This is a genomic window from Parachlamydiales bacterium (genome assembly GCA_041671045.1).
Lineage (GTDB): Bacteria > Chlamydiota > Chlamydiia > Chlamydiales > JABDDJ01 > JABDDJ01.
This window is the reverse complement of record JBAZCF010000010.1, coordinates 33,724-48,520: the sequence shown is the minus strand read 5'-3', so window position 1 is coordinate 48,520 and position 14,797 is coordinate 33,724. Positions and strand designations below refer to the sequence as shown.

12 protein-coding genes and 1 tRNA gene are annotated in these 14,797 nt (G+C 42.7%); 4 read left to right on the top strand and 9 right to left on the bottom strand.

What is annotated here, in order from left to right; translation table 11 throughout:
* Positions 1–8: 8 nt before the first annotated feature.
* The 3 genes from WC222_10260 to WC222_10250 form a co-directional block, all read right to left on the bottom strand.
* The gene (locus tag WC222_10260; GenBank protein MFA6916767.1) at positions 9–1,595 is read right to left on the bottom strand and encodes a CbrC family protein; all 1,587 of its coding nucleotides are present in this window, start codon (positions 1,593–1,595) and stop codon (positions 9–11) included.
* 1,397 nt (positions 1,596–2,992) lie between these two features.
* Positions 2,993–3,364, bottom strand: a complete 372-nt coding sequence (tnpA, locus tag WC222_10255; GenBank protein MFA6916766.1) for an IS200/IS605 family transposase — start codon at positions 3,362–3,364, stop codon at positions 2,993–2,995.
* 246 nt (positions 3,365–3,610) lie between these two features.
* Positions 3,611–3,682: transfer RNA gene (locus WC222_10250), tRNA-Asn, on the bottom strand.
* Between the two features lie 254 nt (positions 3,683–3,936).
* Here WC222_10250 and WC222_10245 point away from each other — a divergent pair.
* Positions 3,937–4,665 carry a Stp1/IreP family PP2C-type Ser/Thr phosphatase gene (locus tag WC222_10245; GenBank protein ID MFA6916765.1) on the top strand — a complete coding sequence of 243 codons (729 nt, stop codon included), beginning with the start codon at positions 3,937–3,939 and terminating at the stop codon, positions 4,663–4,665.
* Positions 4,655–5,788: a cysteine desulfurase family protein gene (locus WC222_10240; protein ID MFA6916764.1), complete on the top strand. Its 1,134-nt coding sequence runs from the start codon at positions 4,655–4,657 to the stop codon at positions 5,786–5,788. The genes WC222_10245 and WC222_10240 overlap by 11 nt, the downstream gene beginning before the upstream one ends.
* A gap of 13 nt (positions 5,789–5,801) precedes the next feature.
* On the opposite strand, the gene WC222_10235 is transcribed toward WC222_10240, so the two are convergent.
* From WC222_10235 to WC222_10220, 4 genes are all read right to left on the bottom strand, one after another.
* The gene (locus WC222_10235) at positions 5,802–7,040 is read right to left on the bottom strand and encodes a hemolysin family protein (GenBank protein ID MFA6916763.1); all 1,239 of its coding nucleotides are present in this window, start codon (positions 7,038–7,040) and stop codon (positions 5,802–5,804) included.
* Positions 7,040–8,299 carry a hemolysin family protein gene (locus WC222_10230; protein ID MFA6916762.1) on the bottom strand — a complete coding sequence of 420 codons (1,260 nt, stop codon included), beginning with the start codon at positions 8,297–8,299 and terminating at the stop codon, positions 7,040–7,042. The genes WC222_10235 and WC222_10230 overlap by 1 nt, the downstream gene beginning before the upstream one ends.
* The gene (locus WC222_10225) at positions 8,300–8,596 is read right to left on the bottom strand and encodes a hypothetical protein (GenBank protein ID MFA6916761.1); all 297 of its coding nucleotides are present in this window, start codon (positions 8,594–8,596) and stop codon (positions 8,300–8,302) included.
* Between the two features lie 87 nt (positions 8,597–8,683).
* The gene (locus tag WC222_10220; GenBank protein MFA6916760.1) at positions 8,684–9,856 is read right to left on the bottom strand and encodes a hypothetical protein; all 1,173 of its coding nucleotides are present in this window, start codon (positions 9,854–9,856) and stop codon (positions 8,684–8,686) included.
* A 135-nt stretch (positions 9,857–9,991) separates the two neighbouring features.
* On the opposite strand from WC222_10220, the gene WC222_10215 reads away from it, so the two are divergent.
* Positions 9,992–10,600, top strand: a complete 609-nt coding sequence (locus WC222_10215; GenBank protein ID MFA6916759.1) for a superoxide dismutase [Ni] — start codon at positions 9,992–9,994, stop codon at positions 10,598–10,600.
* Here WC222_10215 and WC222_10210 read toward each other — a convergent pair.
* Positions 10,563–11,066, bottom strand: coding sequence for an NUDIX domain-containing protein (locus WC222_10210; GenBank protein ID MFA6916758.1), 504 nt, complete (start codon positions 11,064–11,066; stop codon positions 10,563–10,565). The two genes, WC222_10215 and WC222_10210, sit on opposite strands and share 38 nt — an antisense overlap.
* Complete coding sequence (locus WC222_10205) at positions 11,045–11,950, bottom strand: glutamate--tRNA ligase family protein (protein ID MFA6916757.1); 906 nt, start codon at positions 11,948–11,950, stop codon at positions 11,045–11,047. The genes WC222_10210 and WC222_10205 overlap by 22 nt, the downstream gene beginning before the upstream one ends.
* A 102-nt stretch (positions 11,951–12,052) precedes the next feature.
* Here WC222_10205 and WC222_10200 point away from each other — a divergent pair, with 102 nt between their 5' ends.
* Complete coding sequence (locus tag WC222_10200) at positions 12,053–14,797, top strand: AMP-binding protein (protein MFA6916756.1); 2,745 nt, start codon at positions 12,053–12,055, stop codon at positions 14,795–14,797.

The window sequence follows — 14,797 nt, the reverse complement described above, 5'->3', positions numbered from 1 at the left end:
TTTACGCATTAATTCGAATCAAAGTACATTTTATATTGTTCACAGGTTATGCATTGAAATAAGTAACCAGTACAAGAACCTTCCCTTCGAAGAGAAGAAATTAAGAATTCTTTTTGATCAGATGTTTTTTCCACGGGTTGGAATGTTGGGGCTCCTTTAAAACTATAAGTGATTTCACCAATTTCCAATTGAGGATAAAGTGTCTGAATTTCCGCCCAGCCAACTCTACCAATATATTTACAGGGGAGATTGCAATGGGTAAGCCACACATCGCCCTGCCATGCTATAAAAGAGGGTGTGTTTTTTCTTAGTTCGTCAATTGCTTGGTGATTTTCAATCGTTTCTTCATTGGCAATCTCAGCACGATTTACATTCACCTTAAATTTTTTTGCAGCTTTTCCATTTGAAACACACCATGGGCAAACGACCTTTTCTTCCTCATCCTTAGTTAAAATCGGGTTCTTAAGGAGATATCCTAGGCTTTTTTTACAGCAATCACACGGTTCGCTTGTGTTTTCAATTTCATTGTTTAATTCAGCGAAGGCGTAATATTTAAATACTGGGATTGGATCGAGCGTAGCTTCAGCAACTTCCATCTCTTCGCGCTTAGCCCCTTTTTCTATAAGCCACTGACAAAGCGTTCGGTCGCGATTGAGGGTTGCAAAATAGATAGGAGTTAGTTTTTTTTTATCTCCAAAATTTACATTAGCACTGGAATCGATCAAGAATTTTGCAATATCCTGTTGCTGATTTTTTATCGCTATTATCAATGGAGTTTCTTTGGCCTTATTGGGTTGGTCAATGTCTACACCCATTGACACTAGTAGTCTCACAAGTTCAAGATTTTGGTTTTGGCATGCGAACAGTAAAGATGAATTTCCTTTTTTATCAGATTTAAGAGCATCTGCACCGTGCTCAATCAACAGTTTTGCGGTGTCCAAAAGTCCATTTTTACAAGCGTAAAGGAAAGGGGTTATACCACTGCTATCCCCAAGATTACAATTAGCTTTATAGGTTAAGAGTGTTTCTATAATCCCTTTGGAGGCATTGGCTCGTACGGCTCTACTTAAGAGTGATTCTCCGTTAGAATCAAGTTCATTTGGATCGAGATGAAACTCCAAAAATAATTTCACAAAAGGCAAAATTTTCGTTTCATGGCCATCATGCAGCGAGTAGCGAAAAAATGGATGGAGCATTTGTTTCTCGGGTTTAACTCCAGCTTGGAGAAGGGTTCTACAAGTGGATAGGCTTTCTTTCTCCATAGCTAAACTCAAAGCCGATCTACCATCCTTATTAATGATAAATTGATCTGCACCTTGGGATAAAAGGAAGTGGACGATAGCTTCGTGTCCGTTTTCAGCAGCATATATGAGCGCCGTATTTCCATGTGAATCCGCGTCATTAATGTCAAGGTTAGGTTCCATGCCAATAAGAGCTTGTAAGATGGCTAAATGCCGCATCTCAGAGCTTTTACGCAAAATATAATGTTTATCTTGTAGGTCGAGATCGCGCAGATTCTGCAGAAGTTCCGGTTCAATTATTGCATTTGGCAATTGATCTCTCATGAAATTTACAATTTTTTGATATAACATCATATTTAACCAATCCATTAATATAGCTAGTATTATCTAACAATTTAATATCCCGATATTGCGACACAATATTTCTAGCAACATTTGAAACAGCGTTTTGACACAACCCGTCCAACTGGATACCTGCCATGCCCGAAAGTCATGATGTCCTTTGTGCTAAAGTGCTGTTGGGTTAAGGACGATGCGGGGGTGTATACTGGATAAGGTTCTTCCAAGCTACGGTGAGTGTCACGCCGGGTTGTTCTCGGCCATTTCGATTTTTGATCATTCGTGAGTTACATATCAATGATAAAAGAAGGGAATGGGTGAATAGATTAAGAAAAGGATTTTGTTCAATGAATTCACCCGCAGTAAAATAATCTATCCCAGAACTTTGCTCCCAACGGCAACTCTTTAACCTTCTTGCCAAGCAAAATCTGCAAGTCCAGAGAAATTTTTGTGTACCCAAAGAGAAGACGAAGCTTTTAGGTCTCTGATAAAATGCGAAAATTTATCAATATTGGATAGTTCAATGAGTAGGTGTACGTGATCGGACATTCCGCCGATTTCTAAAAGGCGTCCATTATGGTTTGTAACGATTGATCCAAGATATGGATAAAGGCGAGTTTGAAGCCTCTTTAGTAATTAGTGGACGTCGTTGTTTTGTAGACCAAATGAGATGGAAAAAATGTACTCTGTAAGAATGTGTCATGGTTTTCTTGTTATGCTGCTTCCGCAGCAAATTTTATTTGACTGTCTCAATCCCCACGTTCCACGCCAGGCCTGACGGCCTTCTGCTTCACGCGGGGCTAACACTTACCATCGCTACCGCGATTGTCTATATTCATAGATTTGCTAGTAATCGAGCGAATGAATGGGGACACATGTGAAGTCCATGAAATCACATCAAAAAAAAAGCAGTTACGGCTCTCGCTGTAACTGCCTGTATCTCATAGACTCCAGCTAGTGGGTACACTTCGAACTTTTGACTGGCTCAGCTTCTCCCAAGAGTTACCCAGAATGCTTTTTTGAAAAAATCAGCTAAGCAAAGAGGGCAAGAAAAACTTCTAGCACTTTTAAAGGAAAAACTTTCGGCTAATTCAACTTAATCGGCATCCCCACCATTTCCGTCATTACTGCCTCTGCTATACTGGCTATCACTCCCGCATTCCACGTCAGACCTAGTGCTCTTTTATTACACACAGTTGTGATTGCTTGTTTATCGCGGAAGCGATAAGAGTAGTTAGCCCCGCGTGAAACAGAAGGCCGTTAGGCCTGACGTGTAACGTGGGGTATTATGTGATCAAAACAACATGAGCTGCGGTAGCAGCGAAACATTTCATCCAAAAACAAATCGTTCGTCGAAATTGATTTTTTGCAGAGTCAGAAATTTTTTGTATTCTTCTTCAAAAGATATTTTTTTATGATGTTCGTCCTGGTTTTGAATATATTTTTTTTACTTGATCAAGAGAGGAATAACTTACGGAAAATGAGCCGTAACCTTCTTGCCAAGCAAAATCTGCAAGTCCAGAGAAATTTTTGTGTACCCAAAGAGAAGACGAAGCTTTTAGGTCTCTGATAAAATGCGAAAATTTATCAATGTTGGATAGTTCAATGAGTAGGTGTACGTGATCGGACATTCCGCCGATTTCTAAAAGGCGTCCATTATGGTTTGTAGCGATTGATCCAAGATATGGATAAAGGCGAGTTTGAAGCTCTTTAGTAATTAGTGGACGTCGTTGTTTTGTAGACCAAATGAGATGAAAAAAATGTACTCTGTAAGAATGTGTCATGGTTTTCTTGTTATACTGCTTCCGCAGCAAATTTTATTTGACTGTCTCAATCCCCACGTTCCACGCCAGGCCTGACGGCCTTCTGTTTCACGCGAGGCTAACACTTACCATCGCTACCGCGATTGTCTATATTCATAGATTTGCTAGTAATCGAGCGAATGAATGGGGACACATGTGAAGTCCATGAAATCACATCAAAAAAAAAGGCAGTTACTGCTCTCGCTGTAACTGCCTATATCTCAAAGTCTCCGGAAGTAGGATTCGAACCTACGACCAACGGATTAACAGTCCGCTGCTCTACCGCTGAGCTATTCCGGAATGAATAACATAGCGCTACTATAGCTTCCCTAGGGAATTTACGTAAATGGAATTCATTTCTTACATAAGGAAGGTTGTCTAAGTCTCTATTTAATAGTAATTTAAGGTTAATTAAATCTACGGCGTAAACGCACTGTTTTCAGAAAGCTTTACTCTAGCAAGGAATCTTTTGGTATGTTAAGCTTTTGTAAAGATTATTGAATCAGGCAACTATGGCAGTGTATCTGATGCCGTATAAAATCAAGGCCTGTGGCATGAGCCACAAAGGACTAGTCCGACAGAATAACGAAGATGTTTGGGAAATCGTCTCAAGTTCTCGCTTTTATGTCGTCGCCGATGGTATGGGCGGCCACCAAGCTGGAGAAGTTGCTGCGAGAGAAGCCGTAAGAACCCTCTGTCGCGTCATAGAAGAGAAGAAGCACCAGTATGGCTCCAGTATGTCCGGCATACGGCGCGAACTGCGTCATGGGATAGAGCTTGCCAACTACCACGTCTATAAAATGGGAAAAAATAATCCCGATTTAAAGGGGATGGGAACGACGCTTTGTTGCATCTACATCAATGAAAATGGTATCATCTACGGTAACGTGGGCGATAGCCGCATCTACAGATTCCGCGACGGAGCTTTAGAACAGTTAACACGCGATGACTCGCTACTGCGCGAGCTATTAGACCAAGGCCAGCTTGCCGAATACCAATCTTCCGACTTCCTATACAAGAATATCATCACGAAAGCGATTGGAGCAGAGCCTAGCGTAGAACCGAATGTCCATTCTGCAGATATTCAGGAAGGGGACTTCTATCTTATGTGTACCGACGGGTTAACCGATATGCTGACTGACGAATCGATTGCACAGATTATTGCCCATATGAAAACCCCAGAGGAAGGGGTTGAACAGTTGATTAATGAGGCTATTTCGCACGGAGGATACGATAACATCACAGTGGTGATGTTGGCTGTACAAAAGGAAGATGAAAGATAAGATTTATTTAGATAACAATTCGACAACATTTTGCGATCCTCAAGTTATTGAAGCCGTCGCAGCCTACTTATCGTCCGGCGCAGGAAATCCTTCCAGTGTACATTCTGCTGGACAACAAGCCAAAGGCTTATTCTTAGAAGCTCAAAGAAAGCTAGGGTCCTTCATAAAATGCAAACCATCCTCTATCATATTTACTTCAGGTGGAACGGAAGCGATCAACCATTGCCTGAGAGGGTTTTGTGCGAATCAAGAAAAAGGGCATATCCTGTCAACAAACGTTGAGCATGCTGCCGTAGACGGAACTTTAAACTACTTATCCTGCAAGGGATGGGATGTGGAGAAGCTTTCCGTAGGAACATTCGGCGCAATCACCCCGGCTCAGATCGAAGCTGCCATCAAGCCTTCCACAAAGCTTATCTCTGTTATTGCCGCAAACAATGAAACGGGGGTGATCACAGACATTTCTTCCATAGCTGCTATAGCTGAGAAACATAACATCCCTGTGTTCTTTGATGGTGTGGCATGGCTTGGCAAACTGCCGGTGCCTCAGCTGTCGGGTAAAATAATGTGGAGTTTCAGCGGGCATAAGATTTTCGCTCCTGCAGGCATTGGCATAGCAGTCGTAACACCTGGAATCAAGTTAGAATCCCTTTTAAAAGGTGGACATCAACAACAAGGGCGGCGTGCTGGTACAGAAAATATGGCCGGTATTGTAGCAGTGTCTAAAGCTGTGGAATGTATAGAAGGTGATTTTGAAACTGCTTGCTTACGTATGAGAACCCTTAGAGATAAATTCGAATTACAGATTCAGACAAATCTAAAGAATGTCCTGGTTAATGGGGAAGGCCTACGTTTGTGCAATACTTCCAATCTTGCCTTTATGGGTGTAGACGGGGAATCGCTGCTTTACCAACTAGACCAGCAAGGCATTGCTGCTAGTATGGGGTCAGCTTGCAGTGCTGGCACATTAGAACCCTCAAGAATCCTATTAAATATGGGTTACGACCGTTCAAGGGTATTGTCCTCCATTAGGTTTTCACTTTCAAGAATGACCACAGAGCTTGAAATTCATCAGGCATGTGAAATTATCATTGCACAGGTGAACAGAGCCCGCAAGATTTAGCATGAACATTACCCTAAATGATGCTGGATATAGCAATCGTTCTAACACCCAGTAGAGTCGTAGATTTCACCGTAAGTTTATAGGGGCCGATGATGACGCTGTCACTTACATTCGGATGTTGCCCTACTTCTTGGATTATTAGCTGCTCTAGCGTTAACGTTTCATCTTCATCTAATGAGATTCCATAGCGATTTTTAAACTCTTTAACGGTGATAGAGCCGTCCAAAGTTTTCTCGTGAAGAAGGAATGCTTGCTTATACTGCTTGACATTTTTGACTTGACGTTGTCCCCCGAAGGCATGCTGAATAAGAGCTGAAAATGTTAGATACCCCACGGTTTTACCACCCTCGCCAAGGATGAATGCAATCCTCTGATTGTTTCTTCTAAACTGCTGGATGATATCCCCTATAGAGGTATTTAAGGTGATGAACCACGGAGGCTGCGCATACTGTGAAACACGATGGTTTTCTGGAGCGCGCACCACGTCGCGGGCATGAAGTATCCCTACAATGTTATTAGGACGACGGTGGTAGATGGGGAAGTAATTTTGGGGACTCTTGCGAAGAAAATTCCTAAGCTGCGTGATTGTTGCATCTGAGGGAAGCATGTTAGCAGGCTGCAAAGGCTGCATAAGGTCTTTGGCCGAAAATGTATGCAAATTAAATAGAGCTGAAGCCACGTTATTCAGTTCATGTGAGTCGGATCCTTCCGAGGGGGCAACTTCCTGCCCTTCAACCATTTTCAGAAGCTCGTCTTTTCCCATAAGCAATTCATGTGAATGGGATTTGCTTCCCAAGAGCTTATCTACAAAATTGGTAAGGAACTCAATCGACCATGTGATGGGAAATAATATTTTAGCCGAAAGGTAAAGTAGCGGTGCTCCTAAAAGAGCCACATGCTCGGAAAATTTACGGGCCGCAAACATGGGGGCTAGCTCGCCAATGACGACAACAAGGATCACTTGTGTTAAGGGTGCAAGGTCCGGATCCAGGCCTAAGCTAGAGTAGAATTCGCGCGCGCATTCAGATCCTACGAAAGTAGCGACATTCACTCCGATAAGCGTCGTGCTAAAGAGCCAAGATGGATTATTTAAGAGCTTCTGCAAAAGCTGAGCACGCCAGCTTCCATTGATGGCATAGAATTGCAAACGGGCTTTGTTGACGGATACACAGGCCATTTCGACCATAGAATAAAACGCTAAGGCTAAAACCGTGAATAGGTTAAAGATCATCCACCCCACTGCAGAGTCCATTATTTAGATCCTTTAGGTTTTTGCGGTGAATTTTTCTTCTGGATAAGAACCCTCTCTATTTTGCGGGGTAAGACTGCAATGACTTGAAAAAGCAAACCATCTTTCTCATATTTTGTTCCGGGAGCCGGAAAGCCATCTAACTGTTCGATAAGCCACCCACCCACAGTTACAACATTATCGCTTTCAAGGTCAGTATCAAAAATTTCATTCAACTCATCCAATTCAAGCCTACCACTAGCAATAATTTCATTTTTTCCGGCTTTTGAATACAAAGCCTTTTGATCACGTGAATCTGTCACGCTGCCGATGACTACTTCTGCAAGGTCCTCTAATGTGATCAAGCCTGTAAGATTGCCGTACTCATCGACAACTAAGGAAAACTGCTCATTCTCTCTAAAAAACCTTTTGATCAGTAACCTTGCAGGTGTCTGCTCAGGTATGAAAATGGGCTTCTGCAAGACTTTAACAATATCTTTCCCTTCATGGAATTTCGTTTGGCCAACAAAATATGCATTAGCGCTCAATATGCCTAAGATGTTGTCCAGATACTTATCACATACGGGAATACGGGTGCATTTTTCGTCCGCGAAAAGATGGGTCAACTTGGAAAGAGGAGTATGGATATCATAATAGAGTATCTCATCTTTAGGTCGCATAATATCTGAAATGTCTGCATCGAGGAGATCAACATACCCTTGCACAAGCTCAATTTCTTGATCGGTCAAAATTTTTTGCTGATGTGCTGTTTTTAAGGCATGCTCTACTTCTTCTTTGGTGATGCCGGGCTCTTTGCGTAAAAAGAAAAATAGAAGCCTAGAAATGGGTGATGTGATGGCTATAGTCCAACGGCGTACAGGGGATAGCAAGTTTTGCAGAAAATTGATGGAAGGGGCAACTGCCTGGGCAATAGTAATGTTATAGTGTAACGAGACATACTTAGGGATAATCTCGCCTAACAACAATGTTAACACTAAAGGAAATCCCACTTTAAAAGTCCAGCCGGGAGTAAAACGGAAGATGTGTGAAGCAATGTTCTGAATAAGGATATTGACCAAGGTATTCAATATGAATATCGTCACTAGCAAATCACGGGGGGAATTCAAAAGCTCCGCTACCCTGCGTTGGCGGCTATCCGTGGATTGGGAGAAGGTGTGAACTTTTAACTCGGGTAATGAAAAAAGCGCAACTTCTGATCCGGAAAAGTATGCTGAAGCTAAAGTAAGAAGGAGGAGCAATAATACAAACGTAAGCGTTTCCATCTACTTATCAGTCTCTTTAGTAATAAGCACCTTTGTCGTACCTTCTGGGATTAATCCTAAATAGTTTATCAATGTCCATTCTATCAACTGAGGATTATCCTGATGTTGAATAAGTAAATTTAACTTTTTTTGCCTTTGCCTGACTTCAGCTATCTGTGTTTGTAGCATTTCATAACGCTGAATGTACACATGCTTTTCCTCTACCAGACGCAAATGCCCATACCAATAGACTACCGCAATGGTCAGTGTACTAATCCACACCCAACTGTATGCTAACGCTGCTCTTATATAATGCATGATAACTTTTATCTGGAAAGATAGCAGAATGATCACTACTTGAAAAGATTTTGGAGCACACGTCTTCACGTGCACTCCAAAAAGCTGCTAGTTTACTATTGTAGGTCCATAGGAATATTCGAAAGTAACCTGAGCACCTTCAGTTGTCAACGCAGTGATCGGCAGGAATGTCTGCGAATCGCCGTTGACGCTGTTAGTTACAGTGGCAGTTCCTAATGTTGAACCCAATAAGGATATAGGGGACTCTACTAGGAATACAATCTCATACGTTCCAATCACTGCAGGCGCAGGGATAGTGATGGCCTGCGGTGCACCTAAGATCGATAAATCGAACACAGTTGTGGTCAATATCTGCTGGTCTGGAGTGACAATAACACCTCTCCATGAACCGGTTAATAAAGGCACAACTAAGTTAGGTGTGAACGTAAATGTTAGCGATGCAGGACCTGTAGGGAACTCTAAAACTCCCGGAGGACCTTGCACACCCGGAGCTCCAGTAGGACCTTGTGCGCCTATAGGACCTTGTGCACCGATAGGGCCTTGAGGGCCAGCAATACCTTGAGGACCTTGAGTGCCTGTTGGGCCTATTGAGCCTGGAGCACCTGCAGCACCAGTTGCACCCGCTGATCCAGGAGGACCTGCAGCACCAGTTGCGCCTGCTGATCCAGGAGGACCTGCAGCACCCGTAGGACCTGCAGCACCAGGATCACCTGCTGGGCCTTGAACACCAGGAGCACCACTAGGACCTGCTATACCTTGAGAACCTTGGGCTCCGGCAGCTCCAGTAGGACCTGCTGCGCCTTGAGGACCTGCAGGACCTGGAGGACCGGCAGCGCCATCGCCACCGCCGCCGCCGCCGCCACCGCCAGTTGTTCCGTTATTGGAACCGCCAGTTGTGCCAGTCACACCGTCGCCGCTGCTTGCAGTGCCGCTGCCGACGTTCATATTAATTTCATTTTTTACACCCTTAGAATGGTGGGATCCGCTGGATAGACCAACGCCTGCAGCAACTGCTAAAACACCTACTAGAAGATAAGTCAGAGGGCCGCAAGACCAGCTGCTAGAACAGGTATTTTCTGTAGGATAGTATGTGGGCGCGGGATAATAGACATAATCAACATTTTCGGTACAAGCTGGTACTTCATTTTCGCAGATGGTTGCATTAGCGTGAAGGGCATTCACGGGCAACCACGCAGAATGAGTTAAAGCTAGTGCCGTTAGAAAGTATACAACTCTTTTTACAGCATTTTGCAGTATCATAAAACTCTACTCCTAGGTTGTTTAAAATATTTTTTGGATTATATTTTAAAGACAATATTTTACAATTAGAAAACAAAAAACTTGTCAAAACTGCAGTGAATATGTAGTGTAGTCGTTTAAAACAAGGGGGTTACAATGAAAAAAAATGTGCTAAGTTTTTTTATAGCTTCGTTTTTTGTCTGCTTCGGTTTACATGCGCATTGCCAAATGCCTTGCGGAATTTATCATGACGACATGGTTTATGATCAGATCGATCAGTATGTTGAAACTATGGTGAAGGCTGTCGCTAAGATAAAAGACACAAAGACAACGACACCGGAAAATCGTAATGAATACGTTCGTTGGATCATGACGAAAGATAGGTTATCAGACCAAACAGCTAATTTGATTACGACTTTTTTTCTGATGCAAAAGATAAAGCCCGATGAGGAAGAAACTCCGAAGAAAGTTGTTAGCGCTCATAAATTACTCTTTCAAATTGTTTGTATTAAACAAACTGTGGATTTCAAATCAGTCAGTGATTTTGCGGAAGAATGGGAAAAATTCAAGCTGATGTTCCATATCCAAGGGTACGAATGCGCCATGGAGAAAAAGAACCTCAAGATCTGGGATGAAAAACGTAAAGAGTACGAGGAAAAAGCTAAAACTGAACAAGGCAGCGTGCATTCCAATGGAAATTCTAAGAATGAATCAGCTAAAACTCCTGTCAGCGCGAATTCCAAGGCAGTCCCAAACGGGAAATAGCATAGCGTAAAGTTACCCATGGGTGGCGTACGAAAAATTTTATGAATTGAGCGTACGTCACACCTTCTAAAGGTTTATATAGAGTTTCAGCGTGGTTTTCCAGAGTATCCCTCAACCAAAAGCCATGAATAAAAAAGAAAGCCGAAGGTAGTTTATCTACAGGGAAATAAGCTGCCTGACGCGCCTCTTCTGTTGGACGGGCGATCCCGCTTACGGGTATGCATTCAAAGAGATAAGTCTCTTTTCCCATCTTGTTTAAAGGTGCATATTTTGCTGCAAGCCGCACCACTGAGACATGAACACCTGCTTCTTCCAATGTTTCTCTGACTGCTGCGTCGGAAGGATTTTCACCTTCATCTACTCCTCCACCGGGAAGGACCCAAACAGGTGTATCGCGTCTTTGTACAAGCAGGACCTGCTTTCTATCGGAGGTTAAAACAACTGCTATGGCAGCGCAACTTGGCATAATGGGGATAATTTACTCTTATCAATAGGTTGTATCGATTCTATTATCCCGGCTTGATGGAAGGCAAGACCTAATACTTCCGCGGGCTTCATCCCTGCTTCACGTAATGAAGCGATGCCTGTAGATTTTAATCGTTTGCTGAGCTTTTGACCTTGGGAATCTAGAATCAAAGGATGATGGAAGAATAGGGGAACCTCAACGGAACCTAGTTTATCTCTTAAATAATTTTGACGTGCTGTGCAGGATAAAAGGTCAACACCTCTAATAATTACATTTATTTTGTCATAAATATCATCTACTACAACAGCAAAGTTATAGGTGTAATTCTGCATTCTATCGACTAAAAGCATGTCCCCGCATTGCATTGAGGGGTTTTGAATACACTTCCCCTGGATTCCATCCATAAAGACAAGTTCTTTAGAAGGCATGACCATGCGCACTAGACCTGACTGAAAATTTTCTGTTCTGCATAACCCGTCATAGTATAGCTCTTCGTTTTTAGATGACAATGCGTTCGTACGGGAAAGGATTTCTGCTCGCGAACAATGACAGTGATAGGTTTCTCCAGTAAGATTCAGCTCAGCTAAGGCTTTTTTATATCTTTCAGTTCTAAAGCTCTGGCGATAAAGGTGTTCCTTTCCTTTAGTTTGAATATCATCCCAATTATTCGGGAGTAAACCTAGCCATTCAATGTCCTTAAGGATACTTTCCACATATTCTTCTTTGCATCGTTCTTTATCATGGTCTTCAATACGCAGTAATACCTTGGCATTTTGTTTTTCGGCTATTCCATAAACAAAAGCCATAGATAATATATGCCCAAGATGCAGATGTCCTGTTGGACTAGGGGCGAAACGTGTGATATTTTCTGAATTTAGATGCATAAATTAAGCGATTCTTTACGAAAAACCTATTATCACCCTGCACATTATTTGATGAAAAGTGTATTATTCAATTCCAATCAAATCAGAATTAGGAGCTAAACCGTGAAAACTATCGTCCAATGGTTGATGATGAAAACTTTAGGGTTTATGTTATGGTTTCGCTACAGAATTAAAATTGAAGGTGCCGAACACCTTAATAAACAAACGTTAAAAAATCCCGGGGGTGTTCTCTTCCTGCCTAACCACCCCTCCTATTTTATTGATCCCGTCCTCGTTCCCCTCACTGTTTTTAAAACATATCCAATCCGCCCCATGATCGTGGAATATATGTACTATCTTCCCGGCATACACTGGATCATGCGTTTTCTAAATTCGCTTCCCGTACCTAACTTTCAGACAAGTAGCAATAGCCTTAAAAAGAAGAAAACTGAAAAGGTTTTTGATGAAGTCGTCGATGGTTTGAGAAGAGGGGAGAATTTTCTTATTTATCCAGCCGGTAAAGTTAAATACACCCAGAAAGAAGTTGTGGGCGGCGCATCAGGAATCCAAAAGATTCTTAGCGAGGCTCCTGAAACTAACATCGTTTTAGTACGTATCAAAGGTCTATGGGGGAGCAGTTTTTCCCGAGCCATTCTTTCTAAAGCACCTTCTCTTGGCGAGAAGTTCTTATGGGGATTGAAAATCATCTTTAAAAACCTGATTTTCTTCACTCCTCGTAGAGAGATTATTGTCAGCTTCGAACCCGCACCTGCAGATTTCCCTCGCCTAGCATCCAGGCTGGAACTCAACCGTTACCTTGAAAACTGGTACAATCAACCGGACGGTCTTTCAACAACCAAAGAACTTCTACCCGGTGATTCCTTAAACTTAGTCTCCTACAGTATGTGGGGTGAGCAATACCTTCCCTTGCACGTTCAAGCGCAAGATAACGTTTTAAAAAATGAGGATATTAAAATCCCTCCTGCCGTACGACAAAAAATATATCAGAAATTAGGACAGCTTGCTGAGGTTGACCCCTCCACTATTAAAAGTGATATGGCACTAGATGCTGACCTTGGCATGGATTCGATCGACATGGCTGAATTAGCGGCATTCCTCCAAGACGAATACGAATTAGGCGTAATCCCCACAGCACAAATGACTTCAGTTAACAAACTTTTGGCTATCGCTGCTAAAACAGTAGTATTACAAGATGAAAACCAGGATGAGGAACAAAACCTTAAAAAGTGGTTTACACCGATTCCTCATCAGTTGACCACAATACACGCTGGTGAGACCATTCATGAAGTATTTCTAAGCGTTTGCGATAAACTTAAAAACCGTCCCGCTGTTGCTGATGACATGGCCGGAATTCTTACTTATAAACAACTTAAGATGCGTGTTTTATTAGTCGCAGACTATATACGCAAACAGCCAGGAAACACCATTGGTATATTGCTGCCCGCTAGCGTAGGCGCGACTATCCTTATTCTAGCAACCTTGCTGGCAGGAAAAATTCCTATTATGATCAACTGGACAGTAGGGCCCCGCCATTTAGAGGCTGTTGTTAAACTTTCAGGTGTCAAAAAGGTTTTGACTTCCTGGGCATTCCTGGACAGGTTGGATAACGTCAATCTCGACGGGGTTGAAGAACTTCTGGTAATGATGGAAGATGTGCGCCGCACACTCAGCCTCAAAGATAAGCTGTTAGCTACACTCAGAAGTAAATACTCTGTAAATTCGATATTGAAAACATTTAACTCTCCTCGCTCAGGCGATGATCAGGCTGTATTACTATTTACAAGCGGAACAGAAAGCCTTCCCAAAGGCGTCCCTTTATCACACACTAATATCTTAGCAAACCAACGGGCTGCTGCGGAATTAGTAGAACTCTATTCCGACGATGTCATGTATGGAATATTGCCGCCTTTCCATGCCTTTGGCTTTACTGTCAGCACATTGATGGCATTATTAGCGGGTATCCGCGTAGCATTCCATCCCAACCCGACAGAAGGCAAAAAATTAGCAAAAGGGATGCAGAAATACGGCGTGACCTTACTTTGCGGCGCTCCTACGTTCTTGAAAGGTATTGTGCGTTCTGCCCAACCCGGACAGATCGAGACGTTAAGGCTCTGCGTAACAGGTGCAGAAAAAGCGCCTCCAGAACTCTTTGACCTCTTTGGTCAGCACGGCAAACGTGAAAATATCGTTGAAGGTTACGGGATCACCGAGTGCGCGCCCGTTCTTACATTCAATCCACCGCGTGAACCTCATATTGGTGTAGGAAGGCCTCTTCCCGGCATTGACCTGTTGATTGTGCATCCTGAGACGTATGCTCCGGTGGCTAAAGGCGAGCAAGGTTTAATCCTAGCACGCGGGCCTAATATCTTTAAGGGATATTTGAATCCCGGTATCTCTTCTCCATTTGTCACTGTGGACGACAAGGAATGGTATAAGACAGGGGACTTGGGTTACTTAGATCCAAGTAACTATCTAATTATCGCTGGCCGCCAGAAACGTTTTATCAAGGTGGGTGGAGAAATGGTCAGCCTTTCTGCAATCGAAGAATCTATCCTGCATATGATTCTTGAAAAAGAATCCCATTCAGGTGAAGAAGGCCCTCTCGCTGCCGTTTGTGCCAAAGAACAACCAGGTGAGAAACCGCGGATATATCTCTTCACCAGAGTGAATCTGACCCAGGAAGAAGCAAACCAATATTTACGCAAATCCGGTTTCAGTAATCTGGTAAGGCTTTCGCAAGTAATCCAAATGGAAGAAATACCTATCATGGGTACAGGTAAAATTAATTACCGCTTACTTGAGGGTGAACATTTACCTAAAATCGAAAAACTAGAAACGACAGCATAA